The organism is Paenibacillus terrae, assembly GCF_000943545.1.
In the GTDB taxonomy this organism is placed as follows: Bacteria; Bacillota; Bacilli; order Paenibacillales; family Paenibacillaceae; genus Paenibacillus; species Paenibacillus terrae_A.
Window position 1 is genome coordinate 12,336 of sequence record NZ_JTHP01000041.1, and the last position, 26,412, is coordinate 38,747.

22 protein-coding genes and 1 pseudogene are annotated in these 26,412 nt (G+C 47.8%); 12 read left to right on the forward strand and 11 right to left on the reverse strand.

The window, feature by feature from the left end:
* Positions 1–140: 140 nt before the first annotated feature.
* From QD47_RS18625 to hydG, 10 genes and pseudogenes are all read left to right on the forward strand, one after another.
* Positions 141–1,742, forward strand: coding sequence for an ABC transporter substrate-binding protein (locus QD47_RS18625; protein WP_044647547.1), 1,602 nt, complete (start codon positions 141–143; stop codon positions 1,740–1,742).
* Positions 1,743–1,818: 76 nt separating this feature from the next.
* Positions 1,819–2,745 (forward strand): ABC transporter permease, encoded by a 927-nt coding sequence (locus QD47_RS18630; protein ID WP_412177984.1) that lies wholly within the window; start codon positions 1,819–1,821, stop codon positions 2,743–2,745.
* Positions 2,742–3,608 carry an ABC transporter permease gene (locus tag QD47_RS18635; RefSeq protein ID WP_152643825.1) on the forward strand — a complete coding sequence of 289 codons (867 nt, stop codon included), beginning with the start codon at positions 2,742–2,744 and terminating at the stop codon, positions 3,606–3,608. The genes QD47_RS18630 and QD47_RS18635 overlap by 4 nt, the downstream gene beginning before the upstream one ends.
* Complete coding sequence (locus QD47_RS18640; RefSeq protein ID WP_052646802.1) at positions 3,593–4,366, forward strand: ABC transporter ATP-binding protein; 774 nt, start codon at positions 3,593–3,595, stop codon at positions 4,364–4,366. The genes QD47_RS18635 and QD47_RS18640 overlap by 16 nt, the downstream gene beginning before the upstream one ends.
* Positions 4,363–5,145, forward strand: coding sequence for an ABC transporter ATP-binding protein (locus tag QD47_RS18645; protein WP_044647550.1), 783 nt, complete (start codon positions 4,363–4,365; stop codon positions 5,143–5,145). The genes QD47_RS18640 and QD47_RS18645 overlap by 4 nt, the downstream gene beginning before the upstream one ends.
* Complete coding sequence (locus QD47_RS18650) at positions 5,132–6,202, forward strand: pyridoxal-phosphate-dependent aminotransferase family protein (protein WP_044647551.1); 1,071 nt, start codon at positions 5,132–5,134, stop codon at positions 6,200–6,202. Before QD47_RS18645 ends, QD47_RS18650 begins: the two co-directional genes overlap by 14 nt.
* Positions 6,192–7,331, forward strand: a complete 1,140-nt coding sequence (locus tag QD47_RS18655) for an amidohydrolase family protein (protein ID WP_044647552.1) — start codon at positions 6,192–6,194, stop codon at positions 7,329–7,331. Before QD47_RS18650 ends, QD47_RS18655 begins: the two co-directional genes overlap by 11 nt.
* 279 nt (positions 7,332–7,610) lie before the next feature.
* A pseudogene (locus QD47_RS33940) lies at positions 7,611–8,000 on the forward strand (hypothetical protein); the annotation flags it as partial.
* A gap of 246 nt (positions 8,001–8,246) precedes the next feature.
* Complete coding sequence (gene hydE / locus QD47_RS18665) at positions 8,247–9,290, forward strand: [FeFe] hydrogenase H-cluster radical SAM maturase HydE (protein WP_268794255.1); 1,044 nt, start codon at positions 8,247–8,249, stop codon at positions 9,288–9,290.
* A gap of 76 nt (positions 9,291–9,366) precedes the next feature.
* Positions 9,367–10,779 carry a [FeFe] hydrogenase H-cluster radical SAM maturase HydG gene (hydG, locus tag QD47_RS18670; protein WP_044647555.1) on the forward strand — a complete coding sequence of 471 codons (1,413 nt, stop codon included), beginning with the start codon at positions 9,367–9,369 and terminating at the stop codon, positions 10,777–10,779.
* Positions 10,780–10,891: 112 nt separating this feature from the next.
* Here hydG and hydF read toward each other — a convergent pair whose 3' ends face one another.
* The 10 genes from hydF to QD47_RS18720 all read right to left on the reverse strand — a co-directional run bounded on the left by hydF (position 10,892) and on the right by QD47_RS18720 (position 21,489).
* Positions 10,892–12,145, reverse strand: coding sequence for a [FeFe] hydrogenase H-cluster maturation GTPase HydF (gene hydF, locus QD47_RS18675; protein ID WP_044647556.1), 1,254 nt, complete (start codon positions 12,143–12,145; stop codon positions 10,892–10,894).
* Positions 12,132–13,580, reverse strand: a complete 1,449-nt coding sequence (locus tag QD47_RS18680; protein WP_082067227.1) for an aspartate ammonia-lyase — start codon at positions 13,578–13,580, stop codon at positions 12,132–12,134. Before QD47_RS18680 ends, hydF begins: the two co-directional genes overlap by 14 nt.
* A 1-nt stretch (position 13,581) precedes the next feature.
* Complete coding sequence (locus tag QD47_RS18685) at positions 13,582–14,172, reverse strand: 4Fe-4S dicluster domain-containing protein (RefSeq protein WP_044647557.1); 591 nt, start codon at positions 14,170–14,172, stop codon at positions 13,582–13,584.
* A gap of 183 nt (positions 14,173–14,355) precedes the next feature.
* Positions 14,356–15,861 carry a [FeFe] hydrogenase, group A gene (locus tag QD47_RS18690; RefSeq protein WP_235332302.1) on the reverse strand — a complete coding sequence of 502 codons (1,506 nt, stop codon included), beginning with the start codon at positions 15,859–15,861 and terminating at the stop codon, positions 14,356–14,358.
* Positions 15,862–15,894: 33 nt separating this feature from the next.
* Positions 15,895–16,524, reverse strand: coding sequence for a 4Fe-4S dicluster domain-containing protein (locus tag QD47_RS18695; protein WP_044647559.1), 630 nt, complete (start codon positions 16,522–16,524; stop codon positions 15,895–15,897).
* Positions 16,521–18,683 (reverse strand): formate dehydrogenase subunit alpha, encoded by a 2,163-nt coding sequence (fdhF, locus tag QD47_RS18700; protein ID WP_044647560.1) that lies wholly within the window; start codon positions 18,681–18,683, stop codon positions 16,521–16,523. The genes QD47_RS18695 and fdhF overlap by 4 nt, the downstream gene beginning before the upstream one ends.
* Before the next feature lie 129 nt (positions 18,684–18,812).
* A complete protein-coding gene (locus QD47_RS18705) occupies positions 18,813–19,349 on the reverse strand; it encodes a hypothetical protein (RefSeq protein WP_235332303.1) in 537 nt (178 codons plus the stop codon).
* 142 nt (positions 19,350–19,491) lie between these two features.
* Positions 19,492–19,872 carry a VOC family protein gene (locus QD47_RS18710; RefSeq protein WP_044647562.1) on the reverse strand — a complete coding sequence of 127 codons (381 nt, stop codon included), beginning with the start codon at positions 19,870–19,872 and terminating at the stop codon, positions 19,492–19,494.
* A gap of 151 nt (positions 19,873–20,023) precedes the next feature.
* Positions 20,024–20,410: a MerR family transcriptional regulator gene (locus tag QD47_RS18715; RefSeq protein ID WP_044647563.1), complete on the reverse strand. Its 387-nt coding sequence runs from the start codon at positions 20,408–20,410 to the stop codon at positions 20,024–20,026.
* A 98-nt stretch (positions 20,411–20,508) separates the two neighbouring features.
* Positions 20,509–21,489, reverse strand: coding sequence for an aldo/keto reductase (locus QD47_RS18720; protein ID WP_044647564.1), 981 nt, complete (start codon positions 21,487–21,489; stop codon positions 20,509–20,511).
* 526 nt (positions 21,490–22,015) lie between these two features.
* Between QD47_RS18720 and QD47_RS18730 the strand changes: the two genes are divergently transcribed.
* Positions 22,016–23,437 carry a helix-turn-helix domain-containing protein gene (locus QD47_RS18730; protein WP_044647566.1) on the forward strand — a complete coding sequence of 474 codons (1,422 nt, stop codon included), beginning with the start codon at positions 22,016–22,018 and terminating at the stop codon, positions 23,435–23,437.
* A gap of 218 nt (positions 23,438–23,655) precedes the next feature.
* On the opposite strand, the gene QD47_RS18735 is transcribed toward QD47_RS18730, so the two are convergent.
* Positions 23,656–24,612 (reverse strand): copper amine oxidase N-terminal domain-containing protein, encoded by a 957-nt coding sequence (locus QD47_RS18735; RefSeq protein ID WP_044647567.1) that lies wholly within the window; start codon positions 24,610–24,612, stop codon positions 23,656–23,658.
* A gap of 375 nt (positions 24,613–24,987) precedes the next feature.
* Between QD47_RS18735 and leuC the strand changes: the two genes are divergently transcribed.
* Entirely contained in the window at positions 24,988–26,412 is a 1,425-nt protein-coding gene (gene leuC / locus QD47_RS18740; protein WP_044647568.1) for a 3-isopropylmalate dehydratase large subunit, read from the forward strand.

The following is a 26,412-nucleotide window of genomic DNA, read 5'->3' on the forward strand; positions in this document are numbered from 1 at the left end:
CTGGAAAATCCCTATGTTTACTTTTATCTTTGATTTTTTAAATTATGGTATTTAATTCTGTTTGACATGGCAAATGGGTTCATCCATAATACTATTCATATTAAAACAATATGTTTTATTGGGGAAAAGGGGAAAATGGGATGTCCAAACTTATTGTATCTTTTAGGAAGCCGTTTTTGGTTGGATCTTTAGTATTTCTTTTATTGGTTCTCGTGGCAGGATGCTCCGGCTCCAAAAATGATGCAGGTAAAAATACAAACGCAACTAACCCAAGCACAACCGCTGATCAACCCGCGGAAGGGGGAACCTTTACATATGGCCGCCCAGCTTCCGTAACCTCGTTTGATTTGCATAATCAGATTACATCCAATAATGCTTTTGCTATCGACAAAGTATTTGAGCCGCTGGTCGCCTTTAACAGTGATGGAACAATTGTGGATTGGCTTGCAGAGTCGCACAGTATAAGCGCAGATGGTTTAACCTATACTTTTGTTTTGCGCGATGGCTTGAAATTTTCAAACGGAACCGGAGTTACTGCCAAGGACGCGGTTTTTTCAATTCAGCGTCATTTGAATGTAGGAGGTCCTCTTGCAATAGCTGCAAAGGTGGCTTCGCTTTCGGCTAAAGATGAAAAAACACTCGTAATTAAGCTTAAAGCGCCGTATACGCCGTTTATTTCTGAACTCTCAAACTTTTCCAATGGTATCCTTCCAAAGGATTTCGGCGGCGTCTCGGAAAAAGAATTCTTCAAGAATCCGGTCGGTACCGGTCCCTTCGTCGTTAAGAAATGGGATTCTGCCGGTGATCTTACTTTCAGCAAAAATAAATACTATTGGCAGAAAGGCAAGCCATATATCGATGAGCTTGTCTACAAGCTCATTGAAGATGACAGCCAAGCGATTAACCAGCTGAAGGCTGGCGCGATTGATGCTATTGAGTCTGTAGCTCTTGAAAATGTAAATGAATTAAAACAAGGTACGGATACCAAGGTGGCGACCAATGGAAGCTGGGTGACAGAGCAATTGTTCTTCAATACCCTGGACAAACATTTTTCGGATGTGCACGTTCGCCGTGCGCTGGCGTTGGCACTTGACCGTAATGGATTGACCAATGCGGTTACCTTTGGTTTCGCAAAGCCAGCCAATTCGCTTTTGCCGCCAGCCATTCCCTACAACACGAACGATACGATTAAAGCGCTCAGCTTTGATACGAATGCTGCCAAAGCAGAGCTTGCAAAATCAAAGTTCCCTAACGGGTTTTCTACAAAATTGCTCATTGCCTCTGGAAATAACTCAAGAACTCAGGAGGCACAGATTATTCAGGCGGCCGCCAAAACGATCGGCATAGACATCCAGATCGAATCTGTTGAGTTGGCCTCATTCCGCGAGCGTTTCTTTGCCTATGATTTTTCGGCAATGATCAACAGCGGACAAGCGGATTCTCCAGAAGCCAACTCGATCCTCGCTTTCCAGACAGACCCGGAAGGCTTTAGCAAGTCGTATTGGACTCATTACACGAACAATGAAGTTACCAAGCTCCTGCACGAGGGGCAAAAAACACCTGATGGGGAAGAACGTGCGGGAATTTACGCCAAGCTTCAACAAATCCTTGCAGATGAGGTGCCTTACATCCCGCTTTATTATCCGGATATTCTGAAAGGTGTTCGTTCTCCCATTGATAGTCTGGTCGTGCTTCCCAATAACAGCGTTCGTTTTGAAGATGTACGTGTGAAAGGTAATTAGATTCTTGACGGCCCACAATTTATTTAAAAAGTCTGCCGGATGGTCTGCAAATCTAACTTCCCCACACAAATGGCTTGTGCGCGCTATGATAAGAGCGGCATCAGTAGTCATCTGTGTGGTGGTGGCAGTCTTCTTCATCATAAGGCTGGTGCCGGGAGACCCCGCCAAAATGATTCTGGGGGAATACGCCACAGCTGAAGCTATTGAGAGTATGCGTCATAGGTTGGGGCTGGATCGTTCTCTTTGGGAGCAGTTTATAGGCTTTGTGCACAATTTCTTTACACACGGTGATACCGGCGTTTCGATTGTTTTTGAGACTTCTTCAAGAGAGTTGATTGCAGAGCGGGCCCCCGTGACGCTGCTGCTCATTGCAATGACCTGTCTTTTTGCCATCATTGTTTCGCTGGTGCTGGCCACCCTTGCGGCAACACATAAAGACGGACTGCTTGATCATATGATACGCATCTTGCCTGCTGTAACGCTCGGTATGCCAATTTTTTGGGTTGGACTGCTACTGATTCTGGTATTTAGCGTTCGGCTTCGCTGGTTTCCCGTTGGGGGAGTCGGCGAGGGCTGGCTTGGAATCTTGTACAGTCTCGCCCTTCCTGCGATAACTGTCGGATTGTCGCAAATTCCCTCGCTCGTTCGTTCTTTAAGAGCGCAGATGCTGGAAGTACTGGAATCTGATTTTGTTGTAACCTTGAAGGCAGCGGGAATCCCCGGCCGGGTTATACTGGTAAAGCATGTCCTGCGCAATTCCGCTCTTCCCGCTCTTATGCTGCTTGGCGTAAACATTGCCTACCTGATGGGCGGCACGTTGGTAATTGAACAGGTTTTTGGCCTCAAGGGTATCGGAAGCCTGTTATTTTCAGCCATTTCAAATCGGGATTTTCCTGTTATACAGGGGATTGCTCTTTATTGTGCGATATCTGTGGTAATCATCGGCTTCGTGATTGAGGTTGCTTCTGGGTATCTTGATCCCAGGACGAAAGGAGAACAATGAAACGCACGCAATTAGATCTTCAGATTCAGAAGGCGGGTCATAGCAACAGCTCTTGGGGAAAAATACTAAATACTCCATCTCTTTTATGGGGCAGTATTATGTTTGCGTTACTCATAGGTATTGCAGTGTTCGCACCGGTTATTAGCCCCTACCAGCCTTCTGATCAAAATATTTCGGCAACTTTACAACCCCCGTCCTTCGAACACTGGCTGGGAACCGATCAACTGGGGCGTGATTTGTTTACACGGCTGATCTATGCCGCACGGACTGATTTGAAGATTATGGTGCTGGCGGAGATCATCCCTTTTTGTATGGGGGTGTTTCTGGGAATGCTTGCCGGGTATTATGGTAAATGGGTAGACACGGTTATCACGCTTTTGACCGATACGTTTATTGCGTTCCCTTTTTATTTGATTGTCATTATAGTGGCGTTTGCAAGCGGTACGGGTGAACAGGGGATATATATTACGTTTGCTCTCGTTGGCTGGATCGTATACGCTCGTGTGGTCAAGGGTCTTAGCGCATCCTTTCGCAAGCAGGAATGGATAGCCGCTGCCAAGACACTGGGAATCCCGAATATTAAAATCATACTGCGCCATCTTCTGCCGAATGTGCTACCGCAAGCAGTGGTAGTGCTTATGACGGATATGGCTGTTCTGCTTGTGGCCATTGTTACGCTAGGCTATCTCGGTATCGGCATTGCGCCGCCAACTCCGGATTGGGGAACGATGATTTCTGATGGGCAGCCCTTTATATCTACAAAGTGGTGGCTTTCAGCCATCCCGGGCTTTGCGGTGGTATATACGGGGATAGCCTTATCCCTTGTGGGCGATGGGCTAGCAGATATATGGAGAAGAAAATGAATGCTATGAATCCAATTTTAGAAGTGGAAAATTTGTCGCTCGCGACGCGATCGAATCATAAATTGGTCACCGATGTGAGTCTTAAAGTTGAAGCGGGCGAAAGCATAGGACTTGTGGGGGAATCTGGATCTGGAAAATCGCTCACCCTGCGCTCCATCATAGGGTTGCTTCCCTCCGGTATTGAACAGGTTGGCGGGAATATCAGGAGCAATGGCAGATGCGCAATGATTTTTCAAGACCCGATAAGGGCGCTTGACCCTCTCTGCCCGGTGGTCCGGCAGCTTGCCGAGGTTGTGTACTACAGGCAGAAGGTGAGCCGGAAGGTCGCGCGTACAATAGCTTTGGAATTGCTTGAAATGCTTGGTCTTCCCGATTCCTTAAAGCATACTGACCGTTACCCCCGCCAGCTTTCAGGCGGCCAGTGTCAACGTATTGTTATTGCGATGGCTTTGGCGTGCAAGCCGGGCATCCTTCTTTGTGATGAGCCAACAACGGCGCTTGACGTAACGGTTCAACGGCAAATACTTGACGTTATTTCACGTCTTCAAAAGGAGCTGGGTTTTGCCATGGTGTTTGTTACGCACAATCTTGCCGTAGCTTCCTCAATGTGCTCAAAGCTTTGCGTTATGAAAGAGGGAAGAATCATAGAGCGGGGAGACACTTTGCCCCTTTTACAAAACCCGCAAAATCCGTATACACAGTTGCTGATAAGCTCAGTGCTTCCTCTCCCGGATCTTGAAAGGAGCGCTGATTTATGAAAACAGCCTTGCGGATAGAAAATATAACGGTTGCTTATGGTAAGTTCACCGCGCTTGATCAAGTAAGCCTGGAGCTGCAGGAGCGTACCACGCTTGGTCTTGTGGGAGAATCGGGTTCAGGAAAGTCTACCCTCGCGCGGGTAATAGCCGGGCTGATCGCCCCGGATGAGGGCCGGATCATGCTGGGTTCTCAGGTACTGGGCAAGCGACGGAGCCGGGAGCAGCATAAAAGAATACAAATGGTTTTCCAAAACCCGGATTCCTCGCTAAATCCAAAGCATACGATCAGGCAAATCCTTGCCGAAGCCTTGCTTTTTCACAAGATTGTTGACCGCGCTCAAGTGGACAAGAGATGTAGGGAACTGCTTACACGTGTTCACATCGATGAAAGCGCCCTTGGCAGATACCCTCACGAATTTTCCGGCGGTCAGCGTCAGCGGATAGCAATTGCCCGCGCATTAAGCGTTGAGCCAAGCATACTTATCGCAGATGAACCAACGAGCGCACTGGATGTTTCGGTACAACGGAGTATGCTGGAACTCTTGAACACGCTCAAATCGGAGCTTAATCTTACGATGCTTTTTATCTCTCATGACCTGGGTGTTATCAATGCGATAAGCGATATTGTTGCTGTAATGAGGCAGGGAAAGCTGGTTGAGATCAGCCCGAAGGAGAAATTCTTTTCTCATCCTGAAACGCCCTATAGCCGTGAGCTTTTGTCCGCTGTACCCAAGATGCCAATATCCAATTCTGCAGGAGGTATTTATGAGTCAAAATAATAAAGGATTTGTACCTCTTACAATATCGGAGTTTGATACGCTAACTAACTTGCTCTCCAAACTCCTGTCCACCCAAGAATCCCCGGTAATCATACCGGGCGAGGCGATCCTGGGAATTGAAGCCATAGCAGCAGGCATAGCTGCGCCCAACCGTACAATTCTAAACATTGTGACAGGTCCCTATGGAACGATTTTTGGTAACTGGCTTGCGCGTGGCGGAGCAGAAGTCATCGAACTCAAAACATCTTTTGATGAAGTGGTAACTGTAGATGAAGTCGCCGCAGCGATTGAGCGATATAACCCATGTGCGCTTTCTTTCGTGCAGGCGGAAGTGGTCACAGGAGGCTCCAATCCAACAAGGGAAATATTGGATCTTGCGCGTCGGTCAAACATTATAACCGTGTTAGATTCAGTTTCGGCAATCGGGGGCGAACCGGTGCTTATGGACGAGTGGGGAATTGATTTTGTAGCTGTGGGCGCGCAAAAAGCACTATCCGGGCCTAACGGGATCAGCGCTGTGGGGATTTCTCCCCGTGGCTGGGAGTTTCTGGCCTCCAACGAAAATGCGCCGCGCAATTCCATTCTGTCTTTGCTTGACCTAAAGCGTCCTCATGATAGTGCGACTCCCTTACGGGTTCCTCCCAACATCCCTGTTTTGGAAGCCCGGGCGCTTATAGAGGCCTTAAAGCTAATTGAAGAAGAAGGTCTGGAAGCGGTCAACCGCCGTCATCGTTTAACTACGTCCGCTGCAATTGCTGGCATTACAGCCTTGGGCCTTGAACCGTGGCAGCGGAACAAAGACAGCTACTCAACATTGACTACAACGGTTCGGATTCCTCAAGGCGGCCATTTCAATATCGAACAGCCCATAGGCATTGTCGCACCCGGAGATGGGGAATTGCATCATAAACTCTTACGCATTAACCATTTTGGAGCGAAGGCAAATCAGCAAAGCGTTGAAGAAGCCATCCTGACGCTTGCAGAGCTTATGCATCAAGATCCTGATCATGCGCTGGCGGTCCAAAGGTCAATCTGGGGGAATAAAGATGGGAAATAACATTCAAAAAGAGCTAACATATCATAATATATTTGTGGCGGGGATTGATGGGAAACGATTCAATATTACGATCAGCAATGGTCGTTTTTCGTCCATTGCAGAGTCCGTATCTCCGTATGCGCAACAAAATAGTCCAGATGGCGACTTATGGATTAGCCCCGGCGTAATTGACCTTCATACGCATTTGGCATGGACAGATTTTAATCATACTGACCAGGAGAAGCGGGATGAACTGGAGATCGAAGTGATGCAGGCGCAAGCCTTTGAGGCTACTTTCCGGGCTGGAGTGACTTCGGTGCGTGATGCAGGTGGGCTTTTGCCAAGTACAGTGAAGCATATAGGTCAGCATTATAGCCAGCCTTTAAGAGTTTATACCTGTGGTGATATGCTTGGAGCCGGAGACGCACGAGGTCTTAAGCATTTGGAACGGCGGGTAACAGAAATTATTGATTCCGGGGCAAGCTGGATTAAAATTCTTGCAACGGGGGGACTAGGGTCGTCGCCAGATACAGTGCTGAACCCGATTTTTTCTGAGGAAGAATTCTCTTTTATTGTGCGTAGCGCCCGTGCACGTAACATAAAAGTCATGGTTCATACTTGGGGCGGACCTACTGTGGACTGGTCTATTGACGCTGGTGTGGAATCTATAGAGCATGGAATGTATTTGACCGAGGATCAAGCCAACCGGCTTGCGCAAACCAGGACAGCCTTTGTGCCTACTGCTTCCATCTATCGTATTGCTGCAGACCCGTCTGGAGTTCTTTCACTCGACAGGGAAATTTGTGATCGCGCCGCCCGCGCCGCCGAAGCCCATCCTAAAGCTGTCAGCTATGCCAAAAGAGCAGGCGTACGAATTGCGTTCGGTACAGATTTTGCCACACCTTCGTTACATGGACGCAACCTTGAGGAATTAGACACACTTATAGACTGTGGGTTAACTCGAAAAGAGGCCTGGCAGGCTGCCACGGAGTTCGCCGCTGAAATTTTGGGATATGGGGACAGATTGGGACGTATAAAAGAAAACTACACAGCAGATGCAATCCTTTTTAATACTGATCCATATAAGTCACAAAACGCCAAAGCACTGCGTGAAAGTATCGTATCGGTAATTCAGGGGCAATTTGAGTGAGACCAATACTCCAGAGAGCATCTTTAATGATGCTCTCTGGAATATTGGAACCGCTAATATAGTTAGACAATCCCCTTAACATTCTCCTGACAAAGTATGATTAAATTTAGTTCTGATTGTACATAAAGTGTCTGGGAGGAAATTGAATGTTAAAGTGTTGGGGGATACATACGAAAAAATCGGTGGCTGCACTCGTAGCAACCATGATGTTAGCAGTAAGCGGCGGAACGGCGATGGCAGTTGAATAGGACACATCGATTAAAAATGCAGTTATTCTCCGGACTACAAGCGATTGCATCTGGCGATGACAAAACGCCGTTAGCTTCTTTTATTGATCCGCTGAAAAAAGCGAAGCTGACAGGTGAAGGCTTGGAAGCCAGCTGGATGCAGATCGCAGCAACATTAAAGAATTGCTGTCCACGTATTTTGGAATTACGGATCTGACGGATGAGGAAGTTAAAACGATCAAAGAAGCCAAAGAAGGCAGCATGACCTATGCGGTCGAACCGATCATTAGCAAACGCGCAAATATTGGCTGGACTACAGGTGGTCATGGTATACAAAAATATCGCAACGTTAAATGGTAAAAATTCAGCACTGAACGGTGTTGTCGTATATAACGGCGTTGATTATTTTGTACCACAGCAGGCGGTTGATTTAATTCAATAATAAGCTTGATCAGAAGCTGTTTTTTCCATTAAAGGAGAAACAGCTTTTTTTGTTGCGGTAAATATGTATTTTTTGCGGCAGAAGCTGGAGTTTATATTCAGAAAATGGGATTTTTTGTGAAGCTAGTCACGTTCTATTCCCTCTGATGTTGCTAGAATAATACATGTACGGTACAAGCTGCTGACGATGTGGAGTCCAGATGGACGAGGGAAGAAGGGATGAGTCACGGACGAATTATTACTGCGTCTGGCTGACGGCAAGGAATGGACGCATACGGAAATGACGGAGCTGCTGGTACGTCTGGAGGAAGAACCGACGGTGCGGACACAGTTACGAAAATTGGCAGCTCGCATCAAAATGGAGCGTTACGGTAAAGGTGTTTTTTTACGTGGATTAATTGAGTTCTCCAGCATATGTCGTCAGGACTGCATGTATTGCGGGCTACGGGCCTCGAATAAACAGGCGGATCGCTATCGTTTGCGACCGGAAGAAATTTTGGCCTGTTGCGCGGAGGGGTATGAGCTGGGATATCGGACCTTTGTCCTGCAAAGCGGCGAAGATTACTGGTTCACGGCAGCCCGGCTGGCGAAACTGATTCGGGAGATCAAAAGGCGTTTTACCGATGTGGCCGTTACACTGTCCATTGGTGAGCGGGATGATGAAACTTATGCGCTATTATACGAGGCGGGGGCGGACCGCTTTTTGCTGCGGCATGAGACGGCTTCACCGCGTTTGTACGCTAAGCTGCATCCGACGATGACGATAGAAAGCAGGCGCAGTCGTCTGCTGGCCTTGCAGCGAATCGGATTTCAGATCGGGGCTGGATGTATGGTTGGTTTACCGGGACAAACGAACAGTGATTTGGCAGACGATTTGGTCTATTTGCACAGCTTGTCGCCGGATATGATCGGGATTGGACCGTTTTTACCGCATAGCAACACGCCGCTCCGGGATGCCAGTCAGGGAAGCATGGAAAAGGCGCTGGATATTGTTTCGTTGTCCCGGTTGGTCGTTCCAGATGCGCTTATTCCAGCATCGACAGCGATGGGAACGATTCATCCCCAAGGTCGGGAGAAGGCGCTACAGGCGGGGGCGAATGTAGTTATGCCCAATTTGTCGCCACTTGCAGTGAGGCCGAAGTATGCCATTTATGAAAATAAAATATGCTTGGGTGATGAATCTGCCCAATGTCGACATTGCCTGGAGCTGCGCATCCGTGGAGCGGGGTTTGAAGTCGATATGGGGCGTGGCGATAGTTTGAGGGTGCAGCGACAGCTCCTAAGTCAATGATGGGGCTGAACTAAAAGTAGTAGTTAAGCATTAGGATTTTGCGAAATCCTCACCATAATAAGGGAGATGGATCTACGTGAGTGAAGTACGGGAGAAAGTGTCGGCGGATTTCATTAATGAGGCAGAGATTATGGCAGCGGTGGAGCAGGGAAAGCAGGAAGCAACAGATCGCAACCGTATTTTAGACATTTTGGAGAAGGGAAGAGCTTGCCGGGGGTTGAGTGCAACTGAAGCGGCGGCTCTTTTGCATGTGGATGATCCTGAACTGCTGGAGGAAATGTTTAGATCCTCACGGGCGGTGAAAGAGCAGATTTACGGCAATCGGATTGTGCTGTTTGCCCCTCTATATGTAAGTAATCACTGTGTCAATAACTGCGAATACTGCGGCTATAAGCATACCAATGATAGCTTTACCCGCAGCCGTTTGACGCCGGAGGAACTGGTCGAGGAGGTCAGAGTGCTTCAGGAGTTGGGGCATAAGCGCCTCGTACTGGAAGCGGGGGAAGATCCGCTCAATTGTCCGATTGATTATATCGTCGATTGTCTGCGTCAGATCTATGAGGTTAAAGTGGACAATGGCAGCATACGCCGAATCAACGTCAATATTGCTTCCACAACCGAAGAAGACTATCGGAAGCTGGCAGAGGTAGGAATTGGTACGTATATTTTGTTCCAGGAAACGTATCATCGCGAAAGCTACCGCGAATATCATCTTCAAGGGCCAAAACGGAATTATGACTGGCACACGACTGCCATGGACCGAGCTATGCGAGCAGGGATAGACGATGTGGGTATTGGTGTGTTGTATGGTTTATACGATTTCCGTTATGAAACGATAGCTATGCTTAAACATGCTGAGCATCTGGAGGAAGTGTTTGGCTGTGGTCCTCACACGGTTTCGGTTCCACGGTTACGTCCGGCTGAAAATGTGGATCTGGAGCGCTATCCGTATTTGGTCAACGACGAGGATTTTATGAAAATTGTGTCCGTTCTCCGGCTGGCTGTTCCTTATGCAGGTATGATTTTGTCTACACGTGAAGAACCGGAATACAGAGACCGTGTTATTGGTCTGGGTGTGTCACAAATTAGTGCAGGTTCAGCTACGGGTGTAGGGGCTTATGCAAAACAGGATACGGAAGATAAACCCCAGTTCGAGGTCGGGGATCATCGTTCGCCGATGGAAATCATCAAAAGTCTGTGTCGTGGCGGATATATGCCAAGCTATTGCACAGCCTGCTATCGCGAAGGAAGAACCGGAGATCGGTTCATGGAGCTTGCTAAATCAGGGCAGATTCACAATGTATGCCAGCCGAATTCGCTGCTGACTTTTCAGGAATTTCTGTTGGATTATGGAGATGAAGAGGCACGTGAGCTGGGAGCTGAAGCCCTGCGTGATAATTTGGAGCGTATCCCGCGTGAGTCGGCACGCCGTTTGACACTTGATAAGCTGGAACGCTTAGAAGCGGGCGAGCGGGATTTGTATTTTTAGAATATCGACCTTCTCTTTGGAATTGGGCAAATAAAAAGCAGCCGCGTGAGAGTCAGCGCGGCTGCTTTTGCGTGTATGGGGCGGAATTTGTTGCTTCAATGATTCGTCTCATTCAGGAATGGCTGCCAGCTCCAACGGCTTGCTCCCATGCCAGCATAGCGGATGGGAAGCATTCGATGGCACGGGGGAAGACTCCCTGAACATAGGCGATGAAAATACCATAGTTCACTATGGGTACCCCGGCGGCTTCCGTTTCTGCCATTCGGTGAAGCATGGTACGTCGATTGAGCATGCAGGCCCCGCAGTGAATAACCAGCGCATATTCGCTCAGATCGGCAGGAAAGCTGGAACCAGATGCGTGCTCGATGATGAGACGTTTGCCTATCGTTTGACGGAGCCAACGGGGGATTTTCACACGACCGATATCATCAGACTGACATTGATGCGTACAGGCTTCAGCAATGAGTACGCGGTCACCATCCTTGAGACGGTCAATGGCTCTTGCGCCTCGTACGAGTTCGTCAAGGTCACCTTTATGGCGGGCGAACAGGATGGAAAAGGAGGTCAGGGATACATCCTTGGGAGTATCTGCGGCTACCTTCATAAAAGCCTGTGAATCGGTAATGACCAAGCGGGGCTTGCGCCCCAGTCGCTCCAACGTCAGTCGTAGCTCATGTTCTTTGGTCACTACGGCGATGGCATCGCTCTCCAACGTATCACGGATCGTCTGCTGCTGTGGCAGAATCAGTCGGCCTTTGGGCGCAGCTTTGTCGATTGGAACGACCAGTACGACAAAATCGCCGGGTGACAGCAGGTCACCAACGATACGGAAACGATCCTCATTTTGGGGAAGGGCATCCATGATGGCCTTTTTCAGTTCCGCGTCTCCCCATAGCTTAGAGGCACTGAAAGGAATGAGGGGTAAATCCAGTTCAGCCTTTAGGGTTGCGGTCATTTTCTCTACCTCTGCCAAGATGTCCGTCTTGTTTAATACACCAATGACGGGAATCTTCTTGGCATGCAGCTTTTCGAGTAGCCCATGTTCAAATGCGCTAACCCCAACAGTAGCATCGATGATTAGCAGCGCCAGATCCGTGCTATTTAATATTTCTAGCGTTTTGTTGCGGCGCAGCGCTCCGATCTCACCCTCATCGTCCAGTCCGGCGGTATCCACCAGAACAATGGGGCCAGCAGGGAGCAGCTCCATCGGCTTGAAAACGGGGTCCGTGGTCGTTCCTCCTACGGGAGAAACCACGGCGGCGGGCTGGCCGGTCAGGGTGTTCAGAATGCTGGATTTGCCAGCGTTGCGGCGACCGAGCAGGGTGATGTGCGGTCGGTTGCTACGGGGGGTATCATGCATTCCCATCGTGAATTCCTTCTTCCTGCCCCGGAATACCGGGCTTGGTTACTGTATAGGGATGGCACAATTGCTCAATGCGCGAGCGTGTCAGCAGATCGCGTTCTTCGGTAATATCCTCCGGTGTGCGGCCCTGCGCAATGGCTGCTGAGGCAATGGAGGCAGCTTCATCATAGCCAAGCTCCGCGACCAGCGCAGAAGCCATCACAGCGGAGTTACGCAGATTAGCTGAACAGCGGTCCTCGCATACGATCAGACCGCGTACACACCGTTCATCAAACAGCCGAACCGCGCCGTCCAGAATTTGTAGCGATTCCAGCAGCGATTCGGCAATCAGCGGCAGGAACGCGTTTAGCTCTAGCTGCCCGGAGGCAGCCGCCATCGTAATCGCTGCATCTTCGGCTATCACACGCAACGCCGTTAGTCCGGCCAGTTCAGCCATCACCGGATTAACCTTGCCAGGCATAATGGATGATCCTGCCTGAACTGGAGGCAGAGTGAACTCGCCAATACCGCCGAGAGGACCGGAGGCCAGCAGGCGAAAATCGCCTGATATTTTGAACAGGTTCACAGCAGCGGATTTGAGCAGACCGGATACCTCCACAAAGACATCCATATTCTGAATCGGGTCCATCGGGTGGTCACTTCGGCATAGCCCAAAGCCAGTCTCGTCCGCCAGCTTCTCAACCATCCGATAGCTGTAAGCACGAGGCGCATTCATGCCTGTGCCGATCGCCGTACCGCCAATAGGGATTTCCCGCAGCCGTTCCTCGGCTTTGTAGAGACGCCAGCGGTCACGTGCCACGGCCTTTGCGTAAGCACCAAAGCCTTGCCCCGCCATCATGGGCAGGGCATCCATTAGCTGTGTGCGACCTAGCTTGAGCAGATCGGCATATTCCGTTTCTTTGTGCTGTAAAGACTCTTGTAACGAAGCCATCGCGTCACATAAAGGACGAAGCAGTCGAATGGCCGCAATTCGTAATGCTGTCGGATAAACATCATTCGTGGACTGACAGCAGTTCACATCATCCAGAGGATGTACTAGCTCATACTGTCCGGGTTTTCCACCAAGCCGCATAATCGCCAAATTAGCAATGACCTCATTGACGTTCATGTTGGTGCTGGTGCCTGCACCGCCCTGCAGGGCATCGACTGCAAACATATCCAGATGCCGTCCGGCGAGCAATTCATTGCAGGCGTCTATCATTGCAGCCGCCCGGTGGGGAGGGAGCCGATTTTGCTCACAGTTCACCTGAGCGGCTGTCTTTTTTACCAGCACGAGAGCGTGAATCAGCTTCCGGTTCACAGGTCTGCCGCTGACCGCAAAGTTGTTCATCGCACGTGCGGTATGAATGCCGTAATAGGCATTGGCGGGAATCTCCATTTCCCCTAGCGCATCCCGCTCGGTCCGCGTATCCTTTTGCAGAGGAAGGGCTTCAGTCATGTCAGAGACCCGTTGCCGGAATGCGCGTCATATGCAGTAACTGGCGTGCGCTCGCAGCTCGCTTTTCCTCAACACGAGCGTGAAGCAGATCCGGCTCAACCAGCTTGAGGGCACGTGTTGGGCATTTTCCAATACAGGCGGGACCACCCTCTACACCTGCACACAGATCACATTTGCTGGCAATCATTCGTTCTTTGGGCTGCAAACGTCCTGACACATTGCTGTACAGTCCATCCTGTACTACAGGCCGCCCGTCCCGATATTCAGGTACCATGGTAATGGCACCGTATGGGCAGGCAATCATACAGGTTTTACAGCCGATACAGCTCTCGCTGTTAATGAGAATGCAGCCGTCCGCGTTCGTAATGGAACCGTTCGGACAAGCGTTGGCGCAGGGGGCATCCTCACAGTGACGGCATTGGACAGGGGCAGTGACCCCAATGGATTTGATGACCTTCAGACGTGGGTGAAAATGAAACTCATCATCCGGCGAGATAAAAGGGTTACCTGCTGAATGTGCGATGACACATGCGATTTCACAGGTACGACAACCGATACACTGATCGGGATCAGCTAAAACAAAGCGGTTCATTCAACTCGACTCCTTTCTAACTAACGACAAAATACAATGGGTACAGTATGAAAAAGTTTAATAATGCAATTTGTTGGTGCAGAACATGATGAGCATAGGATGAACACAGATAAGACTCAGCAGCTTCTTTTTAAGTATGGAGAGGCAGGATGCCGCAATGGTTCACCCTTTTAACTTAACGTGCTAATGAATGGAGTTACCTGTATTCTCTTTAGCGGGAGCATCACAGCTACGGTTTTGCTTGCCTGGTCCGCGCTTTTGGAAGGTCGTGTGCAGCAGATGATGCGATACATGACCAAGCGGCTCACCTAAAAATTCATCGTACAGCTTAATAATGTGAGGATTCTCATGTGATTTTCGCACCTGGAGTCCCGCATCATGTCCATAAATAGAGGATTTGCGTGCACGGTAAGCTTCGATCCGGTGTTTTTCCAGCATGAGCTTGGGTTGACCGCCTCCGCTAATACATCCGGCAGGACAGCCCATTACCTCAATAAAATGATAATCACATTCGCCTGCCTGCACACGATCCAGCAGCCCATAGGCATGTTGTAGCCCCGCGACGACCGCTACCTTAAGTTGTAGCTCGCCCACCTGAACCTCCGCGACTCGAATGCCTTCCTCACCGCGAACAAAATCCAGTTGGAGTTTCGGTAGCTTTTCATTCGTCAGCAGCTCATAACCTGTACGGATGGCGGCTTCCATAACGCCTCCTGTTACACCAAAAATGGACCCTGCTCCTGAATAACGTCCTAGCGGTGAATCGAATTCTTCATCTGGCAGATTCATAAAATCAATGCCGCTTTTCTTGATCCAGTATGCCAGTTCACGCGTTGTCAGTACCTCATCCACGTCACGGTACCCGTCGGATTCCATTTCAGGACGATCACATTCGAATTGCTTGCAGGTACAAGGCATGATCGCGACGCTATAAATGTTCGCAGGTTCCACCTCGTCCAGTTGGGCACCATAGGTTTTGACCAGCGAGCCTAGCATTTGCATTGGGGATTTGCAACTGGATAGATGGTCCAACAGATCGGGATATTCAATCTCGGCGAACCGAACCCATGCCGGACAGCAGGAGGTAAACATCGGTAGCGGCCCACCTTCGGTTACACGACGAATCAGTTCGGTGCCTTCCTCCATAATGGTGACATCAGCTCCAAAGTTGGTGTCATATACCCGATCAAAGCCCAGACGGCGCAGAGCTGCGGCCATTTTACCTGGTGTGAGCGTGCCAAATGGCATACCAAATTCCTCCGCGATTGAAACGCGAATGGCTGGAGCACATTGGACGATCCGAAACTGTCCCGGTTTCGTCATCATGTCGGTCACCTTATTCAGGCTACCGCTATAATAGGCAGCGAATAGCGGTTCTCCGATGTCAGCAGGCATATCGCGCTCACGCAAACGCTCCTGCCGTCTGCTGGCGGCTTCCTGTGGGGATGAATCTGCCCAATCGGATGCGTATACGCTGCATATTTGTACACATTGGCCACAGATCACGCAACGGTCTGCATTCACGGTTTGCGGCTCTCCGGGCTGTCCTTCTATGGCATCTACCGGACAAACCCCTGCACAGCGTCTACATCCGGTACACATACTGGGGTCAATATGAATAATGGGGTTGGTGCAATCTGTCGTCTCCATACAAGGAGCCGAATAGGCATTGTTAGTTGTTATGGACATCTTATTTCTACCTTTCTGCGGCTGATTTTGGCCTTACAGGTGAGGGAAGAAGACTTCCCGCCGACGCTCGGGAAGCAGATCGGACTCGACTATAGCCAGCCGTAGTACATCGTTTGGACAGGCTTCTACACAGGCAGGCTGTCCTCCGTTTGTGTCTGCGCACAGGTCGCATTTGCCTGCGGCAGTCCGGGGGAGAGGCTTGTGAGCGGCACGGTCGGTCAAGCCGGGCTGCGTCATGACGCGTCCTTCCCGGTAGATGGTAGATACCTCAATGGCCCCGAAGGGACAGGCCAAAACACAAGAGGTACAGCCGATGCACAGCTCCTCATCAATCATAACCACACCGTTCTCCTGTCGAATGGCCTGAACCGGACAGGCATGTGCGCAGGGCGCATTCTCACAATGCCGGCATTGCACAGGCACATACGTATCCCCGGCGCGTACAACATACACCTTAGGTACGACAGGCACGCTGACGGTTCCGACCGAAGCGCCTATGCCGTTAGTCTGACTGTGAACGGCGAAGCAGGCTAGTTCGCAGGCTTTGCAGCCGATACAGTGCCCGGCATCTGCGACCACAAAGGAAGAGGCGACAGCGCTTGTTCTATCGGCTGCTCCCATTCTGCTCGTCGGACGGTTCAGCGTGTTTCGTGCGCCGCTCATCTCGTCACCTTATCCGCCAAAACAGCTTCCTGGACGTTCATCTGTCTGCGGATCCGTTGGTAAGATTCATGTACATCACGCTCGGCCTGCGCTTGGTCGGCGATCCGTTCCAGCCGGATGGCGCAGTATTTTAATTCCGGTGTTTTGGACACCGGATCAAGAAAATCGGCGGTCAGCTCGTTACATGCTCCAACCCACCAGTGATAGGTCATGTAGGTCGCACCTTGTTGCACACGGTCAGTGATTTGTGCCCGTGCCATGATGCGTCCCCGACGGGAGGATATGGCAACAATTTCGCCATCCAGAATGTTCAGATCTGCTCCGTCTTCCGGGCTAATCTGAATAAAGCCAGGCTCATCAGACAGTTGGCGTAGCGCACGGCAATTGCCAGTCATGGTACGCACGGAGTAATGGCCTACCTCACGAACTGTAGATAAGACAAGTGGGAATTTCTCATCCGGCTGTTCTTGCGGTGGACGCCATTCGCAGGCGAATAATCGGCCTTTGCCACTAGGTGTAGAAAATTGATTCCCTTTGTACAAATACGGTGTACCTGGGTGATCCTCTGTAGGGCAGGGCCACTGTACGCCACCTTGTTCCTCCATTTTTTGGTAGCTGGCACCAGCGAATAACGGGCAGAGGCTGCGCATTTCATCCCAAATTTCCTCTGTGTTTGCATAGGACATAGGGTAGCCCATAGCGGTAGCAACCTCGCTAATAATGGCCCAGTCCGGCTTTACGTCACCTTGTGGCTCGACCGCTTTGCGAATGCGCTGAAAGCCGCGGTCTGCCGAGGAATACACACCATCATGTTCGCCCCAGGAGGTAGAAGGGAGGATGACATCGGCGTGCAGCGCCGTTTTATTCATGAAAATATCCTGCACCACGACAAATTCCAATTGGTCTAGCGCTTCACGTAACTCGGCGGCGTTCGGATCGCTTTGTACAGGGTCCTCGCCGAAAATATAATAAGCTTTCAGCTTGTTCTCCTTCAGGATGAGGTGTGGCACCTCCGTAAGGGGATATCCTTTTTTACGCGGCAGCTCAACACCGTATGCTTTTTCAAACTTTTTGCGAACCGTGCTATCCGTTACTTCCTGATAACCAGGATATACATTCGGCAATGCGCCCATGTCGCAGGAGCCCTGGACATTGTTTTGCCCCCGCACAGGCCCAATCCCCACATTCGGCTTGCCCAGATTTCCGGTCAACAGTGCAAGAGAAGCGAGTCCCTTTACCACGTCAACGGCCTGTGAAAATTGACATACGCCCATTCCATACAGAATTGTAGCGGTAGGGGCCTTTGCATATTCCCTCATAGCTGCTCGAATGTCAGCCGCCTTGACCCCCGTAATGCCTTCTGCATATTCAGGCGTATATTTTTTAATGCTTTCTACGTATTCGGCAAAGCCTTCTGTGTTTGCTTCCACATATCGTTTGTCGTACAGTCCTTCATGTACAAGCACATGACCAAAAGCATTCACCAAAGCCATGTTCGAACCGCCTTTTAGAGGTAGCCACATATCTGAAATGCGTCCAGTTTCAGTCATGCGCGGATCGCATACAATAATTTTGGCACCTCTTTGCTTGGCAGCTACAATGCGTCTTGCTACGATCGGATGTGTTTCGGGTGCATTATACCCAAACACGAAAATAAGATCAGAGTGTTCAATTTCTGGAATTGAGTTGGACATGGCTCCGTCCCCGAGTGAGTATGTCAAACCAGCCACAGAAGGGCCATGGCATACACGAGCGCAATGGTCAATATTGTTCGTGCCAATGACCGCCCGCATGAACTTTTGCATGACATAATTCGCTTCGTTTCCCGGACCACGTGCGGAGCCTGTTCCCATAATGGAATCGGGTCCGTATTTTTCCTTGATTGCTAAAAGGCGTTCAGCGGTATACTGGATGGCTTCTTCCCATTCTACTTCCTCCATAACCCCATTTTTGCGTATCAGGGGCTTACGCAAGCGTGCAGTCAGAATTTGCGGGTCATTCAGAAAATCCCATCCATAGTGTCCTTTCAGACACAGTGTTCCTTCGTTTGTACGACCACCAGCCGGCTCTGCGCCAATTACCTGTCCCTTGTCCACCAGCAAATGAAGCTGACAACCGCTTCCGCAGTAGGGACATACGGTCAATACCTTGTCTGCCATGTGTGCAGCACCTCTTTTTATATGAATTAGATGAAGCTCGTAACATGAAAAAAAGCCAATACAAAAATGCCGCTTTACGCTGCATCCTGTACTGGCTTATCCGCGGGCGAGGAGACAAGCTCCTTCCCGCTAATCCAACCGGTGTATGTGTTGTAATTCAAGAGTAATGATAATATGTCCGTCCCCATGGACGGAGGGGCAGACTTCCCAAGTGTAAGTGAAGGGACTGCCAAGTGTTTTTTCGGCTTCGCTCATAAATTCCTTTTCTAGATAAGGACGAAGGACGTTCCAATATTCTTTGACCTTTTCGCCGGCCCCTTCATGAACCAAAATTTCGGAGAGATTGGACAAGGTGCCCCAAATCTCTACCGTAATCCGGAGCGGCGACTCCAGTGAGACCTTGACGTTGTCCGGTCCTTTTCCTCGGTAATGCTTGACAATGCATACGGCCAGCTTCCTGATGCGCTCACGGTATTCCCATTCGGTATTCAACATCTGGACACTCCGCTTCGAATCAAAATAAAAGCGTGCTTGCCGCTCATGCCAGACAGCCTGTGTAGCTGATTTGCAGCAGAACGCCCCCGTCCCGCCCAAAGTGGTCTGCCCAGCACGGCGTATCACTCTTCTATGGTAGAACAGGTTGACCCGGAAAGATGTGAAATTCATTACACTAAGCCATAATTTTACATAGATGAGGTTGGAGTGGACCAGATTGGCGGTTAGTGAGGTCAATCGATGATTTTAGTTTGCGGCCAGCATATATGAAAAAGCCCTCTTAAACGGAGGGCTTTTACTCTTTTATCGTAATTTACTTTTTTTCCATTACAGCAAAGTAATTTTCTTCATTATCTGCAAAGTTAAATACTCTGCCTGAAGGCATATTTACAATTTCTCCGACTTTGACATTTTTATTGGATAAGTCGCCATGTAACTGATCGAGATTTTCCGAAAAAAACATTAAAGAAGGTGTACCGAGATTTAATTCAGGTGACATTTTAGCAACGAATTCCTTATTATGGAGAATGATACTTGTTTCTGCACCCTTTTCAGGAGCAATTTCAATCCATCTCATTCCTTGACCATTATTTTCTTCAGAAATTACATTAAATCCTACTTTTCCTGTCCAAAAATCCAGTGACTCATCTTGGTTATTTACATACAACATAATTTGACCGACTTTACTAATCATTGATTTTTCACTCCTTTGTATAAGTAATTACCCAACTCGATGATCCTAATCCTTACTATAGGTACAAGTTTCTTTACTGAACCAGACGCCAATATTACTACTGTAGACAGACCTGACTTATGGAATGATTTTCACATGGTCATTCAAAAGACTAATTTTGCGGTCTATTTAGTGTTTTTTCTTTTTCAACTATTGTCTGTTCATATCTTGCAATTTTATAATCCATGCGTTCCAACACGTTCTTCATGTCTTCCATTCTTGTTTTGAGCTGCTTACGTTGCTCGATTAGGAGTTCTTTTCTAGCATCCATGGTTTCATCACCCTGTTGAAACAACCCAACATACTCAATCAAAATTTCAACTGGAAGACCTACGCCTCGCATACATTTGATGTATTCAACCCACCTGCAGTCTTCTTCCGTATAATCCCTAATTCCGCTTTTATTGCGGTTCACACGTGGAATAAGTCCGATGCGTTCATAATAGCGGAGTGTATCCTGTGATAGATCAAATTTTTTACTTACTTCTGCTATCAACATGCAGATTTCACCTCCCGATTTTCGCACAAGAACGCCCTAAGTAAATGGATAGGGCTTTCTTGTCGTTTCTTATATCAAAACGGTCATCGCATCAAAATTTACTGAGCGCCAATAACCGGATGAGGAACATACGGCTCTTCCAGCAACGCAATTTCTTCAGGTGTTAACGTAATCGAGAGCGCAGCTACCGCATCTTCGAGATGAGACGTTTTCGTAGCACCGATAATGGGAGCTGTTACCGGTTCTTTCTGCAGCAACCAGGCAAGTGCGATTTGGACACGGGGAACTCCACGTTGTTCTGCGATTGCCGCAACCTGATCCACGATCAATCGATCGGTATGTGCAGTCGCATCATATTTAGATTTCGCAACTTGATCGGTTTCGGAACGATGTGTTGTTTCCTGCGCATCACGCGTCAATCTTCCTCCTGCAAGAGGGCTGTATGGAACCACACCGATTTTTTCTTCCTTACAAAGCGGCAGCATCTCCCTCTCTTCTTCACGATATAAGAGGTTTAAATGATTCTGCATCGATACAAACCGGGTCCATCCATTTTTCTCAGCTACATGTAACGCCTTCAGAAACTGCCATGCGTACATGGCAGAAGCACCAATATATCTTGCCTTCCCGGCCTTCACCACATCATGTAATGCTTCCATTGTCTCTTCGATGGGAGTATTATAATCCCAGCGGTGAATTTGGTACAGATCCACATAATCTGTTCCCAGTCTCTTAAGGCTCTTATCTATTTCACTCATGATTGCCTTTCGGGAAAGTCCCGCACCGTTGGGACCTTGATGCATACGGAAATGAACCTTCGTCGCGAGGACAATTTCATCTCGATTCGCATAATCCTTTAAAGCCCGCCCAACAATTTCCTCGCTTGTTCCGTCTGAATATACATTCGCAGTATCAAAAAAATTGATACCAAGCTCCAGGGCTTTTTTTATAATTGGACGACTGCGTTCTTCATCAAGTATCCATGGATGAATCCACCGCTCTGCAACACCAAAGCCCATACAGCCAAGACAAAGCCGAGATACATCCAAGCCGGTATTTCCAAGTTTCACATATTCCATTTGTTTGTTCCTCGCTTTCCTGGATATTGTTTCATTCAAATGCAGTTTACTCTGATTACCCTCCACCTATTTACATCCGATATTATTGCATTTGGAGTTAACTCCAAGTCAAGCGATTTTTTTTACTACGCAGTGCATCAAAAATCGGCAGATCTGTTGACAAAATGGTCTACGAACCCAGAGGCTAACATCATCGTGTATAGCGTAATGTTTTTGTCAAATACGGGGTATTGGGGAATAGGAAGTGGAATTGTCGATGAATATAGCTGGGTGATTTTAATATATACACTGCTAGGTCTACTTATTGCTGAGAAAAATAATAAGAACAACAACACTGAGAAAAAAATATAGAGAATCACACTCTCCGTTGACCAAAGGTTAGCGGAGAGTGTTTTTTGTTTCATTTCATGCCAAAAATTGAATATTATATTGGTTGCATAGTATATTGACATATGGTTAATTTTGGACAACAATAGAATGTAATAATATAAAAAATTGGAATTTTTATGTGAAGGGTGGATATGACATGAAGCATACACCTACGGTTTTAGCGGAGTTGGATAATTATTTAAAGCAAAACAACTTGACTTTAGCAGAATTTGCGGAGTGCTCAGGTGTTCATCAAAGAACGCTTAATAATTGGATTCTTAAGCATCGTCCTGTTGCTATACATCAGCTTGATCGAATGACGCTGGCTATGGGATTACCAGAAAGCTTTTTTTACGAACGATACATAGAACATTACATCATCGAACGTTCCCCGGATTGGCGGCGAATTGAGCCAGTATTGTATCGTTGTGCTGAACTGGATAAGCTGGAAGCGATTAAGCGTGTAGTTGGGCATATCATGGACAAGCTGCTATATTCCCCGAAGCTATTTGATGCAGCGGAAATATTATTCGCACAAGGTCGGCACGCTGCTGCGTTGTTGCTCTATGAGGGGGTTGCGGAAGGAGAGAAGTACCAGCACTCCGAAAGATTGGCAGTCTGTCAGTATCGTATATTCACAATTCAGGCTGGAACCAATCAACGCCAAAATCTCAAGGCAGCTACGATATTTGAAGCTTTTGTTGAGCGCCTGGATGAAATAGACCAGCTTGACGCATTGAAGGATTTGGCGAACGTGTACAGGTCTTTGCGTCTATGGGACAAGGTTGATGAAACAGCGAGAAAAATGAAGGAGAAAGCGGAAATCCAATATTCGCTGGAACATCAACAGAAGAAGCGAGAGCGCAATGAGTCTGAAAAGAAGCTGAGTCGTCCCATGTTTGTGTACATCACCTATGCTGATTTGTTGTGTGCAGGTGTTTGTGAAGCCCAAGGCGATTATCAACAAGCTCTACAATATACATACGCCTACGCTAATTTAGATTGGGTCAAGGAGGCGGACGAGGATACCCGACACTGGATCGGTTTGTTTCAACATTGGGCAGAAGTTAATACTTACGTATTTAAGCTTTTGTCGGGAGATATAAGTGTTCTGCACGATTATGTTGAATATATTGCTGCATCAACCAATAAAGCCGATAAAGAAATGGTTACTAAGCTGTTGAACGTAATGTTTGCGGCTAACCGATATCAGTTAGATGTGAGTGATATACTTAAACGTTTTGAAACGGTTATTGACTCTTTTGTGCAACAGGGACAGCTATCATCCGACATGTATACTAAGCAAGTTATACCAGAGCAATTTGCACGCTTTGGATATGAATTGGCTTATTATTATTTGTATCGAGGGATGCATAGTGATGGTTTTAAACATTTGATGTATTCAATGATAAGTTATCATACACTAAGTAATAAGGATTATTTTATAAATTGTATGGGTTTGTTTTTACACTTTCGGAATCATGCGGTTCCTGAAACCAAAGCAGAGGTTTTCAATTTCATTGAGAGGGTGTGGATAAACAATGTTGAGAAAAATGGTTCTTCTGATCGTCGCAGCTAGTTTTCTGTTTATCGCGAATGGGCCTAATCATGCTTATGACCAGCACCATAGTATTCAGCTTCACGATGTCGTTGGAGGTGCTTAAACGTAAATAAAAAAGCTCTGCTAACCTTAATGGGTCGGCAGAGCTTTTTGTCTAGTCAGTTCTATAGCGATCTTCGAAGCACTCGATAAAATTATTTACACTGTCGAGCTGATTCTCAGAAAAAAGTCTAATATTATCTTTGAGACACCAAAATATCCAATTGAGGATATTCAGAATGCATACTTTTGTACAATCGAATATAATAAGAGTTTCGACCGACATTGTAGTAATCGGTTAATGAGAGATTACCTAAAGACAGGTCTTCCGCCCATTTACTCTGATCTTTTCCTCGTGGTCGCTCCGTATCAACTGGTGTACCGTATGATAATTGCATTTTAGAACTAATTTTAAAGAATCGATCTATATAGTTTTGCATGTTACTAAATTTTTCAGGAAATACAATCTGGCCGTCATACAGTTTAGTGTTGTTCTTATCCTCCCCAGTTAGGATATAAGTGTAAACTGCTTTGTACCCGTTGTATTCACCTTTGTAGTCCAAATAAGTATAGTACATATTACTCATGCCGTAATCATCCAATTCAGTGACAGCATTGATGAGAGGCAGTGTCTCGGATCTTTTAATTTGCTGAACTGTCATACCCCATACAGCATTTCTAAAATCTTTCCCTTGCAATTCTGGGGGAATGTTTTGGCTTTTACTCGGTGCAACTCCAATCCAGGCGTACTGTTCTGTAGGGTTACTGCCAAATGGTTTCCCGAGCGCTTGCGAAATTGCGCGCAGAGGAAGGTAAGTTACTCCATTGTATGATTTAGAGCTAATAGGCATACGAATTTCTTTTCCGTTGATATAAATATTTTTAGCACCAATCACAAAGGTAATCGAATTATCCGAATTTGTTATTTTTACACGATCAGGAATATCGGGATCTACAGCAGCTGTATAGCCTAATTTTTTTAACAACGGGACAACTGGAACCATAAGGGAGTTACTTTCAATGCGAGGGGCAGATTGAAGTGTCACAATTTTTCCATCCAAAAAAATACGATAATTCGACGGGTTCGCATGAATGGTTGGAATCGTTCCAAAATAGACAACAAAAATGAACAATAAGGTAAGAAGGCGCTTCATAATAATCTCCTCTTTTAATATTTCAGGACTTTGCAAAATCCTCATTCTACAAGTAGTCTATCAGACCTAGGAATATTTTTCTATCTGTAAATTTATTGAATAGAACATATGTTCTATCTATAATTTGTACCCGTTGTTACCTCAATAAACACAAGCAGATGTGAAGTAAAGCTGTCTCGTTGGGAAATGTTTATGGCGTATTTATACCAATATCTATCCCATGTTGCCTTAACCCGCCTTATAGCCTTAACCTATCACTTCTATAGATATCATATCTTGGATCAATCAAGCATGCCGTGGTATATTGTTGACATCCAAGAGAAAGCCGTACAGCCTTCTCTACAATAGGTTTGAAAAACACAGGGGTGAATTATGATGAGCAAAAAGACCATGTTCGAGAAAATTTGGGATAACCATGTCATCTATCAGGAAGAGGGAAAGCCGAGTATTTTGTACATTGACCTTCATCTAGTACATGAGGTGACCTCGCCGCAGGCGTTTGAGGGGCTTCGTCTTAGCGGACGCAAGGTGCGTCGTCCAGAGCTTACGTTTGCGACGATGGATCATAACGTACCGACGAAGGATCGTTACAATATTACGGACCCGATTTCCAAGCAGCAGATTGATACTTTGACTCAAAATTGCCGTGATTTCGGTGTCACACTGTATGATCTGGATACGATTGATCAAGGTGTCGTTCACGTTATGGGGCCGGAGCTCGGTCTGACTCACCCGGGTAAAACGATTGTTTGTGGTGACAGTCACACCTCCACACATGGCGCGTTCGGAGCGCTCGCTTTTGGTATCGGAACCAGCGAAGTAGAGCACGTAATGGCAACGCAATGTCTCCAGCAAGCAAAAGCAAAAACAATGGAAGTCCGCTTTGTGGGCCGCCGCATGCCGGGTGTGACAGCAAAGGATATGATTTTGGGTGTCATCGCCAAATACGGCACGGATTTCGCTACCGGTTATGTTATTGAGTATACAGGTGAATCTATCCGCGAATTGAGCATGGAAGAGCGCATGACCGTGTGCAACATGTCCATTGAAGGCGGAGCCAGAGCGGGTATGATTGCGCCGGATGAAACAACCTTTAACTACTTGCGTGGACGTCAACATGTAGCGCAAGGAGCTGCTTTCGAGCAGGCGGTTGCTGAGTGGAAAGAGCTTGTTACAGATGAAGGCGCTGAATTTGATATCGTGCTAGAGTTTGATGTGGATGCTTTGATTCCACAAGTAACCTGGGGGACTAGCCCGGGCATGGGTACAGATATCTCTGCCACAGTACCGATTCCGGCAGAATTGCCAACAGAAAACGAACGTAAAGCTGCTGAAAAAGCGCTTGAATATATGGATTTAAAGCCAGGTACACCGATCACGGATATTGCGATTGATTATGTATTCATTGGCTCTTGTACCAACGGGCGAATTGAAGATTTGCGCGCTGCGGCCGAGGTGGCCAAAGGCTATCAGGTATCCGACAGGGTAACGGCAATCGTCGTACCAGGCTCAGGACGTGTGAAAATTCAGGCCGAGGAAGAAGGACTGGACGTCATTTTCAAGGAAGCAGGATTTGAGTGGCGTGAAGCGGGGTGCAGCATGTGTCTTGCGATGAATCCGGATGTACTTCAACCGGGACAGCGCTGTGCGTCGACTTCTAACCGTAACTTTGAAGGTCGCCAAGGACGTGGAGGCCGTACTCACCTCGTATCTCCGGCAATGGCAGTCGCTGCGGCGATTCATGGACATTTTGTCGATGTGCGGGACTGGAAGTTCAAGCAGGAAGCAGTAGTCCACTAG